This window comes from Mesorhizobium sp. BH1-1-4 (genome assembly GCF_020165665.1).
GTDB lineage: Bacteria > Pseudomonadota > Alphaproteobacteria > Rhizobiales > Rhizobiaceae > Mesorhizobium.
Window position 1 is genome coordinate 127,881 of record NZ_JAIUIN010000008.1, and the last position, 20,509, is coordinate 148,389.

Annotated in this window: 17 protein-coding genes; 15 read left to right on the forward strand and 2 right to left on the reverse strand. The window is 64.3% G+C overall.

From position 1 onward, the window contains the following. Nucleotides 1-2 precede the first annotated feature (2 nt). A complete protein-coding gene (locus LB569_RS16545; RefSeq protein ID WP_224693221.1) occupies nt 3-1,157 on the forward strand; it encodes an efflux RND transporter periplasmic adaptor subunit in 1,155 nt (384 codons plus the stop codon). A gap of 44 nt (nt 1,158-1,201) precedes the next feature. On the opposite strand, the gene LB569_RS16550 is transcribed toward LB569_RS16545, so the two are convergent. Then, nucleotides 1,202-2,110 (reverse strand): LysR substrate-binding domain-containing protein, encoded by a 909-nt coding sequence (locus LB569_RS16550; RefSeq protein ID WP_224693222.1) that lies wholly within the window; start codon nt 2,108-2,110, stop codon nt 1,202-1,204. Nucleotides 2,111-2,222: 112 nt separating this feature from the next. On the opposite strand from LB569_RS16550, the gene LB569_RS16555 reads away from it, so the two are divergent. The 9 genes from LB569_RS16555 to LB569_RS16595 all read left to right on the forward strand — a co-directional run bounded on the left by LB569_RS16555 (nt 2,223) and on the right by LB569_RS16595 (nt 14,405). Next, complete coding sequence (locus LB569_RS16555) at nt 2,223-3,011, forward strand: 2OG-Fe(II) oxygenase (RefSeq protein WP_224693223.1); 789 nt, start codon at nt 2,223-2,225, stop codon at nt 3,009-3,011. A gap of 114 nt (nt 3,012-3,125) precedes the next feature. Further along, the gene (locus LB569_RS16560) at nt 3,126-3,818 is read left to right on the forward strand and encodes a GntR family transcriptional regulator (protein WP_140705702.1); all 693 of its coding nucleotides are present in this window, start codon (nt 3,126-3,128) and stop codon (nt 3,816-3,818) included. A gap of 32 nt (nt 3,819-3,850) precedes the next feature. Next, entirely contained in the window at nt 3,851-4,960 is a 1,110-nt protein-coding gene (locus LB569_RS16565) for a mandelate racemase/muconate lactonizing enzyme family protein (RefSeq protein WP_224693224.1), read from the forward strand. Beyond that, nucleotides 4,957-6,141 (forward strand): mandelate racemase/muconate lactonizing enzyme family protein, encoded by a 1,185-nt coding sequence (locus LB569_RS16570; protein WP_224693225.1) that lies wholly within the window; start codon nt 4,957-4,959, stop codon nt 6,139-6,141. Before LB569_RS16565 ends, LB569_RS16570 begins: the two co-directional genes overlap by 4 nt. Before the next feature lie 241 nt (nt 6,142-6,382). Further along, nucleotides 6,383-8,041 carry an ABC transporter substrate-binding protein gene (locus tag LB569_RS16575; RefSeq protein ID WP_224693226.1) on the forward strand — a complete coding sequence of 553 codons (1,659 nt, stop codon included), beginning with the start codon at nt 6,383-6,385 and terminating at the stop codon, nt 8,039-8,041. Between the two features lie 137 nt (nt 8,042-8,178). Further along, complete coding sequence (locus LB569_RS16580; RefSeq protein WP_224693295.1) at nt 8,179-10,539, forward strand: molybdopterin guanine dinucleotide-containing S/N-oxide reductase; 2,361 nt, start codon at nt 8,179-8,181, stop codon at nt 10,537-10,539. Between the two features lie 2 nt (nt 10,540-10,541). Further along, entirely contained in the window at nt 10,542-11,495 is a 954-nt protein-coding gene (locus LB569_RS16585; protein ID WP_224693296.1) for an ABC transporter permease, read from the forward strand. Next, entirely contained in the window at nt 11,492-12,370 is an 879-nt protein-coding gene (locus LB569_RS16590) for an ABC transporter permease (RefSeq protein ID WP_224693227.1), read from the forward strand. Before LB569_RS16585 ends, LB569_RS16590 begins: the two co-directional genes overlap by 4 nt. After that, nucleotides 12,363-14,405, forward strand: a complete 2,043-nt coding sequence (locus LB569_RS16595; protein WP_224693228.1) for an ABC transporter ATP-binding protein — start codon at nt 12,363-12,365, stop codon at nt 14,403-14,405. Before LB569_RS16590 ends, LB569_RS16595 begins: the two co-directional genes overlap by 8 nt. Before the next feature lie 37 nt (nt 14,406-14,442). Here LB569_RS16595 and LB569_RS16600 read toward each other — a convergent pair whose 3' ends face one another. Then, a complete protein-coding gene (locus LB569_RS16600; RefSeq protein WP_224693229.1) occupies nt 14,443-15,345 on the reverse strand; it encodes a LysR family transcriptional regulator in 903 nt (300 codons plus the stop codon). A gap of 115 nt (nt 15,346-15,460) precedes the next feature. Between LB569_RS16600 and LB569_RS16605 the strand changes: the two genes are divergently transcribed. From LB569_RS16605 to LB569_RS16625, 5 genes are all read left to right on the forward strand, one after another. Next, on the forward strand, nt 15,461-17,116 hold the full coding sequence (locus tag LB569_RS16605) for an ABC transporter substrate-binding protein (protein ID WP_224693230.1): 1,656 nt from the start codon (nt 15,461-15,463) through the stop codon (nt 17,114-17,116). A 208-nt stretch (nt 17,117-17,324) separates the two neighbouring features. Then, entirely contained in the window at nt 17,325-18,191 is an 867-nt protein-coding gene (locus LB569_RS16610; RefSeq protein ID WP_224538093.1) for a DUF427 domain-containing protein, read from the forward strand. A gap of 85 nt (nt 18,192-18,276) precedes the next feature. Next, a complete protein-coding gene (locus tag LB569_RS16615) occupies nt 18,277-19,041 on the forward strand; it encodes an SDR family oxidoreductase (RefSeq protein WP_224693231.1) in 765 nt (254 codons plus the stop codon). A 280-nt stretch (nt 19,042-19,321) separates the two neighbouring features. Next, nucleotides 19,322-19,477, forward strand: coding sequence for a hypothetical protein (locus LB569_RS16620; RefSeq protein ID WP_210242271.1), 156 nt, complete (start codon nt 19,322-19,324; stop codon nt 19,475-19,477). Nucleotides 19,478-19,505: 28 nt separating this feature from the next. Beyond that, a complete protein-coding gene (locus tag LB569_RS16625; protein ID WP_224693232.1) occupies nt 19,506-20,480 on the forward strand; it encodes an ABC transporter substrate-binding protein in 975 nt (324 codons plus the stop codon). Nucleotides 20,481-20,509 lie beyond the last annotated feature (29 nt).

Consider the following 20,509-nt stretch of genomic DNA (forward strand, 5'->3'; position numbering starts at 1 on the left):
CTATGCGTAAATGGAAAATCGCGTTGGGAACGGCTGTCGCGCTGGGTGCGATCTCGGTGGCCAGCGTCCACCTGCTCGACATGGGCAATCTCAGACTTAGCGCCGGCACGGCCGGAGCGGCGACGCCGGCTCCAGCCGCGTTCGTGATGCCGGTGCCGGTGGCGAGCGTCGTCAAGAAGACGATCCCGATCTACCTCGACTACGCCGCGCGGACCGAGCCGATCCGCAGCATCACGCTGCAGGCGCGCGTCCCCGGCTACCTGCAGGAACAGACGGCGCAAGATGGCGCCGATGTGCGGCAGGGCGACATGCTCTACAAGATCTCGCCCGATGACTTCCAGGCGGCGCTCGACCAGGCGAAGGCACAGGTTCAGCGCGATACGGCGACGCTCGATTATGCGCGTTCCAATCTCGGCCGCGGTACCGAGCTCGCCAAGAGCGGTTACCTGGACAAGGACAGCTTCGACCAGCGCACCTCGACCTTGCGCGAGGCGCAGGCGTCGCTGGCGCTCAACCAGGCTGCCGTGCGCACTGCCGAACTCAATCTGAGCTACGCTGAAATCCACGCGCCGTTCCCCGGACGCCTGGGCCGCAACCAGGCTTCGGTTGGAACGCTGGTCAGCGTTGCCGGCACCGTGCTCAACACACTGGTGCAGCTCGACCCGATCTACGTCACCTTCAATCCGAGCGAGACGGATCTGGCTCAGATCGAAGAGGCGCGCGCCGCCGGTCCGATCGAGGTCGAGGTCCTGCTTCCGGGTGAAACCGAAGCCCACCAAAAGGGCGAACTTACCTTCATGGACAACACGGTCGATCACTCGACCGGGACGATCACCGTACGCGCCACCATCGGCAACGCCAAGTTCACACTCTTGCCCGGCCAGTATGTCCGCGTGCGGCTGCACGTCAAACAACAGCCCGATGCGCTGATGGTGCCGCAGGTCGCACTGGGCTCGAGCCAGCTCGGCAAATATGTCTATGTCGTCGGCAAGGGCAATACGGTCGACCAGCGGCTGGTTTCGCTGGGGCCGACCAATGGCGACATGATCGCCATCCTCAGCGGCGTCGCCGAAGGCGACCAAGTGATCACAGGCAATCTGCAGAAGATCGGCCCCGGAATGCCGATCTCGCCTCTCCCACAGAAACCGGCCACCTGACTCCCCCGCAGGCCCGGTTTCCGCGCGGCGCCCTCGACCTTTTCTCAGGTCGCGGGCGCCGTTTTCACGAGCAGGCCAAGCAGAGCGGCGACGTCGGCACGGTCGGCCTTTGCCGGCGGCATGAAGGCGCAATAGGGATGCCCCAGGCGCACCGAGACGGAAGAGAGCGCAATCAGCCGGCCCGCATCCAGATCGGCCTGGGCCATCACCCGCTGCCCAAGGGCAATGCCTAGGCCCAGCCGCGCCGAGGCCACCGCCAAGCTTGACAGGCCGACGCGGCGCCCCTGCGACGGGTCGGGCCACCGGTTGGATCCGGATGCCGCGAACCAATCGGCCCAGCTCGGGTGCGAGGCATAGTTCGGTCCCCAGTTGGTGTGGATGAACAGGCTCTCATGCAAATCGGTAAGAGCCGCATCGCCTTTGCCGTGCCGATGCCAGAATTCCGGCGCGCAGACCGGCAGCACATCGTCATGGACGAGGCGGACCATCCGCAGGCCGGGATAGTGATAGTCGCCATAGCTGATGCGCAGGTCGACGTTCTGGCGCATCAGGTCGACCGGGTCATCCTCGGCGCGCACGTCGATCGCCATGTGCGGGAAGGCATCCAGGAGGAGAGCCAGCCTCGGCGCCAGCCATAGCTCGGCCAGCGAGAACGGCACGCTGACGACAAGCCGCGTCCTCAGGCCGCCTTCAAGCATGCGCTGGCCGATGGCGGCAATGTCGCCAAGCGCCCGCGCCGTCTGCGGATAGATGGCGTGGCCGGCGTCGGTCAGCGCGATGCGATTGCCCGTGCGCACGAACAGCTGCTTGCCGAACCAGTTTTCGAGATTGCGTATCTGCTGGCTGACCGCCGCCGAGGAGACGCCAAGCTCGCTCGCGGCCAAGGTGAAGCTGCCGGCGCGGGCGGCGACCTCGAAGGCCTTGATCGCATTCAATGGCGGCAGCCGGTCCATATCAGGCCTTCAGAAGTTTTTCTTGGCCAATCCTAATAATTTTATCCGTTGAGAGAAAGAATTTTTGCCGTCTTCTGTGCCCAGCCTTTGGGCCCCGACTGGAGCACACGCCATGAAAGACATTCTCGACCTCGACCGCTATCCGCTCGACCGCGAAGGCAGCCCCGAATGGGATCGCCTCGTCGAGCAGTCCATCGCGGCGCTCGCAGCCGATGGCATGTTCAATCTCGAAGGCTTTTTGCGACCCGGCGTCGCCGAACAGGCGGTGCGGGAAATCAAGCCGGTCATGGACACGCGGTCGCATGTCCACAAGCGCATGCACAACATCTACTTCAAGCCCAGCATTCCCGAATTGGCGCCAGACCACCCCGCGCTGCGCAAGGTGGAAACCATCAGCCACACCGTCTGTGCCGACCAGATTCCCGGCAGCACGGTGATGGCGATCTACGAGTACCAACCGCTGGTGCGTTTCCTCGCCGCGACGACGGGCAAGGCGAAGCTGCATGTCATGCAGGATCCGCTGGCACGGACGAATGTGATGGCCTACCGCGCCGGCGAAGCGCTGAACTGGCACTTCGACCGCTCGGAATTCACCACCACGCTGCTCCTGCAACAGGCGGAGCGCGGCGGCGATCTCGAATACCGCACCGATCTCAGATCGGATGAGGATCCAAACTACGATGGCGTCGCCAGGCTGCTCGAAGGGCGTGACCCCGAAGCCAGGGTCCTGCGCATGAGGCCCGGCACCCTGAACGTGTTTCGCGGCAAGAACACCGCGCACCGCGTCACCACGGTCGGAGGCGAACGCGAACGGATGATCGCGGTGTTCTCCTACTATGAGAAGCCGGGCGTGATGTTCAGCGCGGAAGAGCGTGTCGGGTTCTACGGCCGCGCGGCTTGACCAGCCCGACGGCATCCGACGGGCTGCCCGGTGACGATGAAAATCCAAAAAACCCCTTGTTAGATTGTCGACAATCTGATTGTCTTGTCTTCTGGTCTCGCTGGAGTGGGTCGGATGGTGAAGACGGAATTCAGCCCGATTGCCGATACGACGCGCCGCGCCGAGATCGTCGCGCTGTTGCGGCGCGCGATCCTGACCGGACAATTGGAGCCCGGACAGAAACTCAACGAGCTCCGGATTTCCGAACAGATGCGGGTCAGCCGCGCGCCGCTGCGCGAGGCGATGCGCGAGTTGGTGCAGGAGGGCATCCTGACCAGCATCCCCTATGCCGGCACCTTCGTCATCAATGTCACGGCCAAGGACATCGACGATGCCTATTCGCTCAACAAGGTGCTGGACGAATTCGCCATCGAACGGATGTGGAAGCTGCGCGACCAGCGTTTCCTGGACGAGCTCGACCGGCGCCACGAGGCGGTGAAGCAGGCGACGCGCGAGCGCGACACCACAAGGCAGATCGAAACCGCGCTGCAACTGCATGGTCTGATCCATGAATGGGCCGACAATTCGGTGCTCCTGGAGACCTGGCAAAGGCTGACCAGCCGCTTGCAGATGTACTTCGCCCTGCACCAGCAGGCGCGCAAGGAAGCCGTGCCGGCCGAAGATGTCCACGAGACCTATGTGGCGCTGCTCAAGGGCCACGACATGCGTGCCGCCCAGCGCCATGCCCGCGAGCATATCGACCTCGATTTCGAAGAGCTTCTTGCCTATGCGCGCGGCCTCGAACGGCGCCCGTCGAAAGGCGCCTGATCCCTCCCTCATCGCGGACAATGGATACCGACGTGCAGATCGAAACCATCAAAGCCTATCATGTCGTGCAGCCCTTCGTGGACGGCCCCTACCGCATGTCCAAGGGACGCGTGGCCGACTGCTTCGACGCAGTGATCGTCTCCATCACCTCCGACAGCGGCGTCACCGGCTGGGGTGAAATGGCGCCGCTCGGCAATTTCTATTCGGCCGCCTTCCCGGCCGGCGCGCGGGCCGGCGTGCCGGAGATCGCGCCGCACCTCATCGGCCAGAACCCGTGCGGGCTGGCCAGCATCGGCCGGCTGATGGACACCGTGTTCAAGGGCCATCCCTATGTCAAATCGGCGCTCGACATGGCCTGCTGGGATCTGGCCGCGCGCGCGGCCGGCGTGCCGCTGGTGACGCTGCTCGGCGGCAAGGAAAGCGACATGGCGGAGACCTACCGGGTCGTCACCCACGGCACACTCGATCAGATGGCGGTTTTGGCCAAGCGGATCATTGCCGAAGGCTGCCGCCGCCTGCAGGTCAAGGTCGGCGGCAATGTGCATGACGATATCGAGCGCGTAACGACGGTGGCCTCGGCTGTGCCGAAAGGCACGGTGATCTTCTGCGACGCCAATGCCGGCTGGACGCCGTATCAGGCGCGGCAGTTCGCCGATGCAACGCGCGGCATCGACTACACGTTCGAGCAGCCCTGTACGACGCTCGACGAGAACATGTCGGTGCGCCGCATGCTCGACAAGCCAATGGTGTTGGATGAATCCGTCACCTCGCTCGGCGAGATGCTGGAAATCCACCGCCGCGGTGCCGCCGATGGATTGACGTTGAAGATTTCGCGACTGGGCGGCGTCACGCAGACACGGCTTATCCGCGACGTCGCCGTCGATCTCGGCTTCATGATCACGGTCGAGGACACCGGTGGCGCGGAGATCGATACGGCCGCGATGGCGCATCTGTCGCTGTCGACGCCGGCGGAGCGCCGGCTGCACGCCATCGCCTTCCACGAATGGGTGACGGTGCGCACGGCCAGGAATGCACCACCGGTGACCGGCAGCCACATGGGCATCCCCGACGGCCCCGGCCTTGGCATCGATGTCGATCCGAGCCTGCTCGGCGAACCCTTCTTCGAGATCGGCCGAACATGAAGATCAAACGCATCAAGGCAACGCCGATCAACTACCGGCTGGAAGCGCCATACGTCTGGGTGTTCGGCGAACTCGACGGTTTTTCACCGACCATTGTCGAAGTCGAGACCGAGGACGGGCTCACCGGCATCGGCGAGGCGCCGACGGCTGGAGCCGCCGCCGTCATCAACGACATTCTGGCACCGAGGCTCGCGGGCCGCGATGCCTTCGACATAGCCGGCGCCGAGGAAGTCTGCCTGCCCTTCTGGAGCGGCGTGCAATCGATCAACGACCGCACGCGCATCATGGCCTTCGGCGCCATCGAAATGGCGCTGTGGGACCTGCGCGGCAAGGCATGGAAGCAGCCGCTCTACCAATTGCTCGGCGGCGCCGTGCGCAAGGACATCCCGTTCACCGACTATTTCTCGCTGCGCGGCGACGGGGCCAAGGTGACGGGTGAGAAGACGCCGGAAGCGGTCGCCGACTACTGTGTCGAACTCCATGAGCGTCACGGCACGACCTTCTTCGAAGGCAAGTTCTCGACACCGGACCCGAAGGTGTCGATGAAGATGGTCGAGCTCATCCGCAAGAAGCTCGGCGACGATGCGATGATCCGCATCGATTCCAACCAGGCCTATTCGCTGGCGACCGCCAGGCAGTTGGCGCGGCCGCTGGAAGAGCTCGGCGTGCGCAACTGGGAAGACCCGGTGGCGACCATCGAGGAGATGCGGGAGCTGCGGCGCCACACCTCGATCCCGTTCTCGACCCACAACATCGATATCGCCCGCGCCACGGAGCTGAAAGTGCCTGACGCCTTTGTCGGCAACCCGACGACGCATGGCGGCATCAATCGCATGCTGCGCTTCGTCGGCGCCTGCGAGCATGCCGGCATCGACTATTGGTGCTACAGCGGCGACACCGGCGTCGGCAGCGCCTGCTACTTGCATCTGTGCGCCGCGCTGGGCTGGATCCGGGAGCCCAACCAGTCGCTGTTTCGCATGCAGCCTATGGATATCATCGAGGAAGGCCCGTTTGCGCCCAGGAACAACACCGTGCCGGTCCCCGAAGGCCACGGCCTCGGCGTGACGCTGTCGCAGGAGCGTCTTGCCGCCTGTCATCGCGATTTCGTCGAAAACGGCCCCTGCAACAAATATCACGATCCGGAAAAACCCGGGACTTACCGCAGACTGCCGCTGAAATAGGAGGGATGTCGAAAAGCAAGCAGGATTTATCGGGAAAAAGGCGACTACGGGTCGCCTGTCCGACAGACAATTCATCAAGAAAATCTGACTTTTCCGTCCCAACGAGCGGATGGACCGGTCGGAGCCGCATGCTACAGTCCATCGACCGATACCGATGAGGCCCGGGGACAGGAGAACTCCACGGAACTCGTCGATTAACTGCACTCGCCAACCACAACAACTGGGGAAAGGGCTTAGACCCATGAAGAATTACCGCATTCTCGATTTGCTGCGGCGTGGCCGCTCGCCGCTCGAAAATCATCTCATCGACGGCCTCGTCGACGGCCGCGTCAGCCGCCGCGACTTCATCCGCCACGGCAGCCTGCTCGGCCTGTCGCTGCCGCTTCTGGGCGGCATCACCACGGCCGCAGGCCTTGGCGCCATGCCGTCGCTCGCCCGCGCCGGGGCGCCTGGCGCCACCATCCGCGTCGGCAGCAGCGTGCCGGCCGCGACGATCGATCCCGTGACCATAGCGGACGCCGGCGGCCTGCTTGTCATGCAGCAGGTAGCTGAATTCCTCTGCGTCGACGGCCCCGACCTCGTGCTCAAGCCGGCACTGGCCGAAAGCTGGAAGCCGAACGACAATGGCACGGTGTGGACCTTCAAGCTGCGCAAGGGCGTGAAATTCCACTCGGGGGGCGAGATGAAGGCCGACGACGTCGTCGCCAGCATCGACCGCCTTGCCGATCCGGCGAATTCGTCCAACGCGCTTTCGGTGTTAACCGGCATCCTGCAGAAGGGCGCCTCCAAGAAGGTCGACGACTATACGGTCGAGTTCCACCTCGATGCGCCGAACGGCAACTTCCCCTACATGCTGTCGTCCGACAACTACAACGCCGTCATCATCCCGGCGACCTACAAGGGCGACTACGAAAAGAGCTTCGACGGCACCGGGCCGTTCAAGATCGAGAAATACACCGCCAAGGTCGGTGCGTCCTTCGTCCGCAACGAGGACTATTGGGGCGAGAAAGCGTTGCCGGATCGCACCGAATTCACCTTCTTCGCCGACATGCAGCCGCAGATCCTGGCGCTGCAGGGCGGGCAGATCGACATCATCAACCAGATGCCGGTTCTGTCGGGCGTGGCGCTGCTCAACGACCCCAATGTCGACATCATCAGCCTGAAGTCGTCCGCCCACCAGCAACTGCATATGCGCTGCGACGACGGCCCGTTGAAGGACGCGCGCGTGCGCCGCGCCATCGCGCTCTGCCTCGACCGCGACAAGCTGGCCGCCGGCCTGATGAAGGGACGCTCGGCGCTCGGCAATGACAGCCCGTTCGCCGCGGTCTATCCCTCGACCGACACAACCATACCGCAGCGCAAGCAGGACATCGCCCAGGCCAAGCAGCTCATGGAAGCAGCCGGCGTCGGCCAGGGCTTCAAGGTGACGCTGACCACCGAGCGCTACCTCGAGATCCCCGAATACGCCCAGCTCATCCAGAACTGGGTCAAGGAGATCGGCGTCGAGCTCGAGCTGAACATTCTCGACCAGGGCGCCTATTACGGCGATGCGGTGTTCGGTAAATCGAACTGGCTGGATTCGGTGATGGGCATCACCGACTACGGCCACCGCGGCGTGCCGAACGTCTACCTTGCCGCGCCGCTGAAGAGCGAAGGCACCTGGAACGCGGCGCACTTCAAGAACAAGGACTACGACGCGCTGGCGACCAGCTATATCGCGGCACTCGACCTCGAGGCGCAGAAGGCCGACGCTGGCAAGATCCAGAAGCTTCTGCTCGAGGAAACGCCTGTCATCTTCGGCTATTTCTACGACTACCTGACGGCGACGGCCAAGGGCGTGACCGGGGTGCAGCCGACAGCGATGTCGCAGCTGTTCCTCGAAAAGGCATCGAAGGCGTAAGTGGGCCGAAACTAGCCCATCCCGCGACGGCCAGCCCCACCGGGGCTGGCCCTTTCGCGGCCGGCCAAGGCAAGGTGCTTCGCACCCGCCTGACGCCGAGCCTCGCAGTGCGGGACGAGCTATCGTTTACCCGTCCCATGGAGTCCGAGACGCTGCTCACCACCATGCATTGGGGGACCTACGAAGTCCGCGCCGAGAACGGCAAGCTTGTCGGCATCGAGCCGTGGAGCGGCGACCCCGATCCTTCGCCGATCGGCAAGTCCATGCTCGACACGGTACAGGGCGATCTGCGCGTGTCCCGCCCGGCCATCAGGCGCGGCTGGCTTGAGGGTGACAGGTCCAAACCCACGGGCAGGCGCGGCGGCGAGGCTTTTGTCGAAATCCCTTGGGAAACCGCGCTCGATATCGTGGCGGCGGAACTGGAGCGTGTCCGCGTCGAGTACGGAAATGCCGCGATCTATGCCGGTTCCTATGGATGGGCGAGCGCGGGGCGATTCCATCACGCGCAAAGCCAGGTCCATCGCTTCCTCAACACGATTGGCGGCTATACGAGCTCGGTGCTCAGCTATTCCTACGGCGCGGCCGAGGTCATCCTGCCGCATGTGCTTGGCGGGACGGACGGCCTGACGGGCAATCATTCCACCTGGGACGGGATCGAACGACATAGCGAACTGATCGTCGCCTTCGGCGGCCTGCCCTGGCGCAACGCGCAGATCCAGGGTGGCGGCGCGGCGCGTCACGAGGCGGCGGCGGCCTTGCGCAACGCGGTCGGCAACGGCGCCCGGCTGATCAATGTTTCACCGGTGCGCGACGACGCGCCGCGCGGCGTCGAGACCGAATGGCTGCGGCTGCGGCCGAACAGCGATACCGCCCTGATGCTGGCCCTTTGTCACGTCCTCATCAGCGAAGGCCGCCATGACGAGGCGTTCCTGGCGCGCTACTGCACGGGCTTCGAGGCGGTGCGGGCCTATGTCCTGGGTGAAACCGACGGCCAGCCGAAGAACCCGGCATGGGCTGGCGCCCTGAGCGGCGTGGCAGAGGACAGGATCGTCGCGCTTGCCAGGGAGATGGCCGCCAAACGCACGATGCTGATGGTCAGCTGGTCGCTGCAGCGCGCCGACCATGGCGAGCAGCCCTACTGGGCGGCGATCACGCTTGCGGCACTGCTCGGACAGATCGGATTGCCGGGTGCCGGATTTGGCTTCGGCTATTCGTCGACAAACGGCGCCGGCAGGCCGGAGATGGGGTTCCACTGGCCGTCCCTGCCGCAAGGCAAGAACCAGGTGCCGGACTTCATTCCGGTCGCGCGCGTGGCCGACATGCTGCTCGACCCGGGCGCCGCTTTCGAATTCAACGGCGCCGCGATGACCTACCCCGACACCAGGCTGGTCTATTGGGCGGGCGGCAATCCATTCCATCACCATCAGGACCTGAACCGCCTGGTCGAGGCGTGGCAACGTCCCGAAACGGTCATCGTCCATGAACCCTTCTGGACGGCGACAGCCCGCCATGCGGACATCGTGCTGCCGGTCACCACGCCGCTGGAGCGAAACGATCTCGCCTTTTCGAACCGGGAAAACCTGGTCGTCGCCATGAAGCGCGCGATCGATCCGGTGGGGGAAGCGCGCGACGATTTTGCCATCTTCGCCGCTCTGTCGGCGCGGCTCGGCACCAGCGAAACCTTCACCGAAGGGCGCGATGCCAGCGAATGGATCCGGCTGCTTTACGAGCAGGCCCGGGGAAATGCCGCTACGGCCGGGGTCAAGATGCCGTCCTTCGACCGTTTCTGGCAGGACGGCCACGCCGATCTCTTGCGCCAGGTCACGTCGCAGACCTTGCTTGGCGCCTTCCGCGCCGACCCGGAGCGGCACCGGCTGGCGACGCCGTCAGGCCGCATAGAACTCTTCTCCGAGACGATCGAAGCCTTCGGCTATGACGACTGCCCTGGCCATGCCGTGTGGCGTGAGCCCCGGGAGTGGCTGGGAAGCGATCTTGCCGGCCGGTTTCCACTGCATCTCTTGTCCCCGCAGCCGGCCGACAAGCTGCACAGCCAGCACGATCATGGCTCGGTCAGCCGCGCCGGCAAGGTGTCGGGCCGCGCACCGCTGTGGATCAATCCGGCGGATGCCGCGGCACGTGGCATCGTGGACGGAGCGGTCGTTCGCGTCTTCAACGAGCGCGGCTCCTGCCTTGCGGGTGCAGTGCTGACGGACGGCTTGATGCCGGGCGTCGTCCAATTGCCCACGGGTGCCTGGTTCGATCCGTCGGAGCCTGGACGGCCGCACAGCCTGGAAAAGCATGGCAATCCGAATGTCCTGACAGCCGACCGCGGCACATCGCGCCTTGCGCAATCGCCGACCTGCAATTCGACGCTTGTCGAGGTGTCGCGATTTGATGGAGCCGTTCCAACGGTGACAGCATTCGATCCACCTGCCACAGTGTGTTTAGCCGACGTGTCCGGCATGTCCGGGCCCCAGCCCCACCATAAGGAGGCCTAGCCATTCTCTCCTTCTTTGCCCGGCGTGTCTCGCTGTCGCTGGTGACGCTGTTCCTGCTCAGCCTGATGGTGTTCCTGGGTGGCCAGGTCCTGCCCGGCAATGTCGGGCGCGCGATCCTGGGCCCGTTCGCCGACCAGCGCGCGGTTGACGCGCTCAATCACACGCTCGGCGTCGATCGCCCGCTTCTCACCCAGTACTGGAGCTGGATTTCCAATTTCGTCCAGGGCGACATGGGCACCTCCTATGTCTTCCGCTCGCCGGTGGCGCCGTTCGTCATCGATGCGCTCGGCAATTCGATGAAGCTGGCGGCCGTCGCCTTCGTGCTGGTGGTGCCGATCGGCATCCTGGGCGGCGTGATCGCCGCGCTCAACCTCAACCGCCCGCTCGACCGCATCATCAGCCTCGGCGGCCTGTCGGTGACGGTGCTGCCGGAATTCGTCACCGGCATCATCCTGATCCTGATCTTCGGTGTATGGCTGCGCTGGCTGCCGATCTCGGCGGCATGGCCGAAGGACGCCGGCTTCCTCACCCAGCTCTACTACCTCATCCTGCCGGCCCTGCCGCTGTTCCTGGTGCTGTTCGGCTATATCGCGCGCATGGCGCGTTCGGGCATGATCGAGGCGCTCGATTCCGACTATACGCGGACCGCAGTGCTGAAAGGGCTGCCGTGGCGCACGGTGATCTGGCGCCATGTGCTGCGCAATGCGCTGCTGCCGACCATCACCGTCATCGCCACCCAGACCGGTTACCTCATCGGCGGTCTCGTCGTCATCGAGACGCTGTTCCGTTACCAGGGCATCGGCTCGCTGATCTTCACTGCCGCGCGCGGCAAGGATTTTCCGATGCTGGAATCAGGCATCCTCACCATCGGCATCGTCTATGCCGTGGCGACATTGGTCGCCGACTTCCTCTATTCCGTGCTCAATCCGCGCATCCGGCTGGGGTCAGACCAATGAGCGCCGTCCAGACCACTTCCCCCCCACAGGACGACACGCGGCGCCGCGGCCCGCTGGCCGAGGTCCTGTTCTCGCTGCTGCGCTCGCGAACGTTCCTCGTCGGCATAGCCATCGTGCTGTTCTGGGTCGTCTGCGCGCTGTTTGGCGAACATTTTGTCCCCTACGATCCGCTCGCCGACGACATCATCAACGCGCTGGCGCCGCCTTCGCGCGAACACTGGTTCGGCACCGACCAGATCGGCCGCGACGTCTTCTCGCGCGTCATCGTCGGCTCGCGCGATATCCTCACCGTCGCGCCGCTGGCGACCTTGCTGGCGACGGTCGCGGGCACCGCGCTCGGCTTGCTCACGGGCTACTTTCGCGGACTGGTCGACGATGTCGTCAGCCGCATCCTGGAAGCCTTCATGGCCATCCCCGTGGTCATCGTGGCGCTGCTCGCCATCGTTGCGCTCGGCACCTCCAAGACCACCGTCATCGTCGTCATCGGCCTCAGCTTCGCGCCGATCATCGCGCGCACCGTGCGCTCGGCGGTGCTGGCCGAGCGCGAACTCGACTATGTCGCGGCCGCACAACTCAGGCATGAGAGCGCGCTGCATACGATGTTCGTCGAGATCCTGCCCAACGTCATCCCACCGATCCTGGTCGAGACCACGGTGCGGCTCGGCTACGCCATCTTCGCCGTCGCCACGCTGTCCTTCATGGGCTTCGGCATCCAGCCGCCGTCTCCGGACTGGGGGCTCTCCATCTCCTCGAATTACGGCATGATCGGCGGCGGCTTCTGGTGGACGGTGCTGTTTGACGCACTCGCCATCGCCTCGCTGGTGATCGGCGTCAATCTGGCCGCCGACGGCGTGCATGGAGCGTTCAATGACTGAACCCGCCAAGGCAAGGAACGCATTGGAACTCAGCGACCTGTCTGTCGCCTACCGCGTCGGCGGCCGCAACCGGGCGGTGCTGCGCAACCTCAGCCTCACCATCGGCCAGGGCGAGGCCTATGGGCTGGTCGGCGAATCCGGCTGCGGCAAGTCGACAGCCGCGCTCGCCGTGGTGCGCTATCTCCCGCGCAACGGCTCGATTACCGGCGGCGCCATCTCGCTCGACGGCCAGGATGTCATGAAGCTCGATGCCGAGGCGCTGCGGCGCGCCCGCGCCGAAAGCGTCTCCATGGTCTATCAGGATCCGGGCAAGGCGCTGAATCCGTCGATCCGCATCGGCCGCCAACTGACCGAGATTTTCGAGCTTGCTGGCGTTTCCGGCCAAGCGGCCACCGACCGCGCGATTGCCATGTTGAACCGCGTGCGCATCTCCGATCCGCCAAGCGTCATGCAGCGCTATCCGCACCAACTCTCCGGCGGCATGCAGCAGCGTGTGGCGATAGCCATGGCGCTGGCCAATGACCCTTCGATGCTGATCCTCGACGAACCGACCACCGGGCTGGACGCGACCGTCGAGGCCGAGGTGCTCGACCTCATCGCGCAGCTGCGGCAGGAACTCTCGGCCTCGATCCTGTTCATCAGCCACAACCTCGCCGTCGTCTCCAACATGTGCGACCGGGTCGGCGTGCTCTATGCCGGCATGCTGGTCGAGGAAGGGCCGACCGACGTCGTCTTCAACGATCCGCGCCACCCTTATACGGTGGCGCTGCTGCGCTGCCTGCCGCGCGGCGGCCAGCGCAAGGACCAGGGCCGGCTCGACACCATCCCCGGCTTCCTGCCCGGCATCGGCACCGTCATCAAGGGCTGCGCCTTCGCCGACCGCTGCGCATTGGCCACCGAGCTCTGCCGCACCGAATTGCCGCCGCTCTACGATCTCACCGACGAGCGCGGGCGGCGGCTGTCGCGCTGCCACTATCACGACCAGGCGCAGGCCCTGCCTCGCGCAACGCCCGCGGACGTGGCCACCGCACCAAAGCCTGCAACGGCGCCGGTGCTGCGCGTCGCCGGGCTGAACAAGACCTATGCCAGCCATGGCTATCCCTTGCGCGCCGTCAAGGACGTATCGCTTGATCTCAGGCCCGGCGAGACGTTGGGGCTGGTCGGGGAATCCGGCTCGGGGAAGACCACTTTCGCCAGGCTCCTGCTCGGCCTGGTGCCACCGGACGCCGGCGGCACCATCGAGCTCGAGGGCAAGGCGCTTGCGCCGAAGCTGGAGAACCGTGGCGACGACCAGGTCAAGGCGATGCAGATCGTCTTCCAGAACCCGGACTCCGCGCTTAACCGTTCGCACTCGATCCGCCACATTCTCGGCCGCGCCTTGAAGCGGCTGGCTGGCCTCTCCGGCAAGGCGCGGGAAGCGCGCCTCGACGACCTCGTCCGCTCGGTGCGGCTCACCGACCGGCATCTCGCGGTCAAGCCGCGCCAGCTGTCGGGCGGGCTGAAGCAACGCGTCGCCATCGCGCGCGCCTTCGCCGGCGATCCGCGCATCGTCGTCTGCGACGAACCGACCTCGGCGCTCGACGTCTCCGTACAGGCGGCGATCCTCAATTTGCTTGCCGACCTGCAGTCGAAGGAAGACGTCAGCTACATCTTCATCTCGCACGACCTCGGCGTGGTGCGTTACCTCTCCGACAAGATCGCCGTGCTCTATCTCGGCCGCATCATGGAGATCGGGCCGTCGGAAGCAGTGTTTTCCGGGCCGCATCACCCCTACACCGAGGCGCTGCTTTCGGCCGTGCCCAGGCTCGACCAGACCGAGACGGCGCGCATCCGGCTCGATGGGGAAATCCCCAGCGCCGTCAACCCGCCCTCGGGCTGCGTCTTCCACACACGCTGCCCGCGCAAGATCGGACCGATCTGCGAACAGCAGGAGCCACCGCTGGCCGAGGCGCAGCCTGGACATTCGATCCGCTGCCACATTCCCTATGCCGAACTGGCGCGGCTGCAGAAGGCAGCCGTGGCCGAACCGGCATAGCGAGACATCGCATGGGTTATCGGATTCGCCTGGCCGGTTACACTTGGCCGGCGGTGCCCAGGGAGCGGTCGCCTTCCGAAAACCCCTGACCTTCCGTCCAGTCCCTGGCCAGTGTGCGCAGCCCGGTCAACGCAACATCGAGCACATCCGAAGAGACCGGGTTCGAGGGATAGGCAAGATAGATCGGCCGCTGGAACACCGGCGTGTTGTCGATGCGTCTCATTTCACCGCGCTCGATATGGCCGCTGACGGCGCTGAGCGGCAGATAGGCGGCGGCGTGCTGCGACAGGACATGCTGCAGGCCGATGAAGACCAGTCCGGCCGAGATGGCCGGTTTGACCATGCCCGCGAAGGCCCGGTCATGCTCGATGCGGAATTCGAGCCCCCAGTCCATCAGGATGTAGTTCTCAGTCCAGGGCCTGGTCTGCGCGGCATGCTGGACGAGCACTACCTGGTCGACGGCGAGCGTCTCATAGACGATGCCAGGATGCGGCCGCGGCAGATAGAGGATGCAAATGTCGAGCAGGCCTTCCGCCAGTTGGTCGATTGCCTGGTCTGGAAAACTTCCTTCCAGCCGCAGCGCCACGTTCGGCCTTCTGGCGCGCATCCACTCGACCCATGGCGAGGTCATACGCTCCCAGAGATAGGCAGGGGCGGTGAAGCGCAGAAGCGTTTCATAGCCATCGGGAACGGCGATGTCCTGCCTCGATTGTTCCCAGGTGCGGGTGATGGAGGAAGCGTGCGGCAGGAACTGCCGGCCGGCCGGCGTCAGCGTGACGCCATCGCGATCCCTGACGAAAAGCCGGCGTCCCAACTGCTCCTCCAGTCCCCTTATCCGGGCGCTGACGGTGGACTGCGCGAGATTGAGCCGATTGGCGGCGACAGTGAAGCTGCCTTGTTCGGCGACCTCGAGGAAGCTGCGCAGGTTTTCGGTATCCATGCATCACTCCTCCATCGAAAATTTCGATGGGCCCTATCAAAAAATATCGCTTTCCGGTCGCGGTCAACAATGCCCTAAATGGCCGATCTCCCAAGGGCAAGCGAGGAATGCAGCCATGCCAAGGCATTTCATGACGATTGACGCCGCCCGCAAAAGCCTGACCGCAATCGAAAATTCCGCTGTCGACGAATTGCTGGCCGGCAGGCTCGACCGGCGCGATTTTCTGCGCCATGGCAGCGTGCTTGGCCTTTCGCTGCCGTTGCTTGGTGGCATTCTGGGAGCGGCTGGTTTCGGCACGCAGAAGGCCCGCGCCGAAGGCAAGCCGGGCGGCACGGTACGCGCCGGTGTGGCGACGCCGGGCGGCGCCATCGACCCCGTCACCTTCTATGACAGCGGCAGCTACCAGCTGGTTTTCCAGACCGCCGAATTCCTCTGCATCACTCAGCCGGACCTGACCCTGAAACCGGTGCTGGCGGAAAGCTGGTCGCCCAACGAAGACGGCAGCGTGTGGACCTTCAAGCTGCGCAAGGGCGTGAAATTCCACAATGGCGAGGACTTCAAGGCCGACGACGTCGTCGCCACCTTCGACCGGTTGGCCGACCCAAACGGCGCATCCAACGCGCTGTCGGTGTTCAAGGGCCTGCTGTCGAAGGGTGGCACCCGGAAAGTTGACGATCATACCGTCGCCTTCCATCTCGACGCGCCGAACGGCAGCTTTCCCTATTCGGTGTCGATCGACAATTACAACGCCGTCATCCTGCCGGCGAGCTACAAGGGCGACTACGAAAAGACCTTCGAGGGCACCGGCCCGTTCCGGATGGAGAGCTATACGCCGAAAGTCGGCGCGACCTTCGTGCGTAATGAGGACTATTGGGGTGAGAAGGCGCTGCCTGACCGGCTCGAGTTCAAGTTCTATGGTGACGTGCAGCCGCGCATCCTGGCGCTGCAGGCCGGAGAGGTCGACATTCTCGACGCCGTGCCGCTCGATGTCAGCCAGGTGGTGCTGAACAGCCCCGACATCACGGTGCTGCGGGTCGCCTCGACGGCGCACCGCCAGCTTCACATGCGCTGCGACATGGCGCCGTTCACCGACAAGCGCGTGCGCCAGGCGCTGGCGCTCAGCATCGACCGCTCCAAGCTGGTCGACGGACTGTGCCGCGGCATGGCGGCGACCGGCAATGACAGCCCGTTCGCGCCGGCTTTCCCGGCCACCGACAAATCGGTGCCGCAGCGCGCGCAGGACATCGCCAAGGCCAAGCAGCTGATGGAGGCCGCGGGTCTGGCCAATGGTTTCGATATCACGCTGACGACGCTGCGCTATTCCGACATTCCAGCCTATGCGCAACTGTTCCAGAATTTCGCCAAGGAGATCGGCGCCCGCGTCTCGCTCAACATCGAGGATCAGGACAAATATTACGGCAAGGCGGTGTTCGGCCAGTCGGATTGGCTGGACAGCCCCTTGGGGATCACCGACTACGCGCATCGCAGCGTGCCGAATGTCTTTTTGAAGAGCCCGCTGGTCAGCGACGGCCCGTGGAACGCGGCGCATTTCAAGAGCCCTGCCTATGATGGCATGGTGACGAGCTATCTCAAGGCGCTCGACATCGGCGCTCAGCGCGCGGCGGCCTCCGACATCCAGAATCTGCTGCTCGACGAGACACCGGTGATCTTCAGCTACTTCCCCGATCTTCTGGTGCCGGTGCGCAAGAATGTCAGCGGCCTGCCGCCGATCGCCGCCGGGCTGCTGCTCGATCGTGTGTCGCTGGGATAGAGGCTGCTGAGATCATGCTCGAACGGGCAGAGGCCAGATCGGACGGTTCCGTGTTTCGGGCGGTGAGGCGGTCCGGCAGCAGGGCCGCGACGAACGATGGGGGGCCATCGTTCCAGCGGCTCGATGCCGGCAACGCCCGCCGCCCGGAAGCCCTCGCCCGCCCTCGGCCCGGCCTCATATCGCCCTAGCCATGCGCCGAAATCCGGCCATGAAAGACAAGAAACGGGAGACTACCATTCGCAAGCCTCATTTGCGCGGTCGCGGACCGCATTTCCCCGTGCTCGACCAGATCGTGCAGTACGAGTTCGAGCCTGGCTATGTCGCCTTCACCATGCCGTCGTTGAAGCGGCTGCGGGTGCAGGTGGGATCGATGACCGTCGCCGACACCACCAGGGCGCTGGTGCTGTACGAATCCGACCATCTGCCGGTCTACTATTTCCCGATCGAGGACGTGCGCGAGGAATTCCTGCTGCCCTCGAAGACGACGACGGAAGATCCATACAAGGGCGTCGCCACGCACTACTCGCTGAATACAGGCATCACCCTGGTCGAGGATGGCGCATGGCGCTATCTCGATCCCGTCAAGGGTTGCCCGCCGATCTCGGGCTACATGTCGTTCGTGTGGAGCAAGATGGGCCATTGGTTCGAGGAGGACGAGGAGATCTTCGTCCACGCCCGCGATCCGTTCCGCCGCGTCGACTGCCTGCCCTCCTCGCGGCGAGTGCAGGTCATCCTCGACGGCGAGCAGGTCGCCGACTCACGGCGTGGCGTGTTCCTGTTCGAGACCGGCCATCCAGTGCGCCACTACCTGCCGATTTCCGACACGCGGCTCGATATGTTTTCGCCAAGCCGCTACATTTCGCGCTGCCCCTACAAGGGCATCTCCAACTACTATCACGTGACGACGGCGAAGAAGCGCCACGAGAACATGGTCTGGTATTATCCCGAACCCGTGCACGAAGCGGAGCGCATCAAGGGCCTGGTCTGCTTCCACCACGAACTGGTCGACAAGATCCTGGTCGACGGCGTCGAAATCCCGAAGGAAGCCACGGCCGCCTCCGACGGATACTTCTGAACGGAATTTACCGGTCAGGCGCGTGGTGGCTTGATCCAGGCATTGGGTAGCGCATACCTTTCCCGAACCCAGGGAGGGGCTATGGATGGATCTTTTCAAACTCGACGGCGATGTCGCGCTGGTCACCGGAGCCGGCAGCGGCATTGGCCGAGCAATCGCGATCGGGCTGGCCGAGGCCGGCGCCGATGTCGCCTGTTTCGGCCATGCGTCGAAGGGCGGGCTGGACGAAACCGCCCACCGGATCACGGCACTCGGCCGCCGCGCGCTGATGCTAACCGGTACGGTGACGTCGGAGGACGATCTGGCTGCCGCCATCGATCGCGTGGAAGCCGAACTCGGTGCTTTGACGGTTGCCGTCAACAATGCCGGGATTGCCGGCTCCGAACCGGCGGAGACACTGTCGCTGGAGACGTGGCGGAAGGTGCACGAAGTCAATGTCGCCGGCGTGTTCCTGTCCTGCCAGGCCGAGGCGCGCAAGATGCTGGCGCGCGGCAAGGGGTCGATCATCAACATCGCCTCGATGTCGGGCACCATCGTCAATCGCGGGCTGACGCAGGCGCACTACAATTCCTCGAAGGCGGCCGTCATTCATATGTCGAAGAGCCTCGCCATGGAGTGGGCCGGTCGTGGGCTGCGCGTCAACGTCGTCAGCCCCGGTTACACGCTGACGCCGATGAACAAGCGGCCGGAGGTGGCCGAACAGATAAAGATCTTCAAGCGCGACACGCCGATGGGACGCATGGCGGCGCCAGAGGAGATGGTCGGACCGACCGTGTTCCTGGCCAGCCGTGCCTCGAGCTTCGTCACCGGCCTCGACCTGATCGTCGATGGCGGCTACGTCTGCTGGTAACAGGGATGCGAGCCATGTCCCGCCGGTGTCGGCCCACTTGGCCCGCAGTCTCAAATTACGGCGCGAACGTAGCGTTAGTCGTTGCGCGGCATGAACGTTGGTATATATAATTTCATCCCATGAAACGGCCTTGGCGAGATGGGGCTTGCCAAGCCGCTGGCCGGAAGCACTTCCGCCGGAATGCTCGGGATCATGGGACCTTGATGGCTCGCACCTTGCAGGGCGCCGCAGGACTGGCAATCGATCCGCGGATGATCGCTATCGCGGCGATCCATCGGCCATGAGACTGGCCGCCCAGGCAGCATCCGTCATCACCGAAATCGAGCATCAACACGCCCGTGCCGTGCCTGGCGGCGCCCGGGCGACAACAGCCTTGCGCAACAGCCAGCCTTTCCAACACAATCAAGAAAAGACCCAAGAAGGGAACGACCAGTAACCGTCACAGCTTGAAGGAGAACCAAGCAATGCCATTTCGCAGTGTGATTTCGAAATTCTCAATGGGAGCATTGGCGCTTGCCGCGGTAAGTGTCATGACGCCGACAGCGCAGGCAGCGGCGCCTGAATCCAACGACCCGATCAAGATTGCCTTGTTCGACTGGACCAGCGTCAACCTCAACGCCAAGATTCTCGGCGGCATCCTGGAAAAGCTCGGCTACACCGTCGAATATCCGACCGCCGATTATCTCTCCAGCCTGACCACCGGCCTCACCAATGGCGACATCGATGTCGGCCTGGAGTTCTGGGACACCACCGCCGGCGAGGCAATGAAAGCCTCCGACGCCACTGGCCAGACCGAGCGGCTTGGCAAGCTCGGTCCGAAAGCCAAGGAAGAATGGTGGTTTCCCGAATATATGAAGGAAAAGTGCCCCGGCCTGCCCAATTGGGAAGCCCTGAAGGACCCGAAATGCGCTGAGGCCTTCTCGACCGCCGAGACGGCGCCGAAAGGGCGTTATCTCGGCGGGCCGGTGACCTGGGAAGGCTTTGACGACGAGCGTGTAGCGGCCCTGAAACTGCCCTTCACCGTGATCCATGCCGGCACCGACGCGGCGATGTTCGCCGAACTCGATTCCGCCTATCAGCGCAAGGCGCCGATCATGCTGTGGATCTACTCGCCGCATTGGGCGCCTGCAAAATACAAGGGCGAATGGGTGCAGTTCCCCGAATACACGCCCGAATGCTACAACGACCCGAAATGGGGCGTGAATCCCGACGCCAAATATGACTGCGGCAAGCCGCATGGCGAGATCTGGAAATACTCCTGGAACGGCATGAAGGACAAATGGCCTGTCGCCTACAAGGTGGCCAAGGCCTACACGGTCGACACCGACGAACTCAACAAGATGAGCGGCGAGATCGACCTCGACGGCAAGACGCCGGAAGACGTCGCCGCCGCCTGGATCGCCGCCCATGAGGCAGACTGGAAAGCCTGGGCGCAGTGATCGCTCCGACTGGAAAACGCGAGACCCGG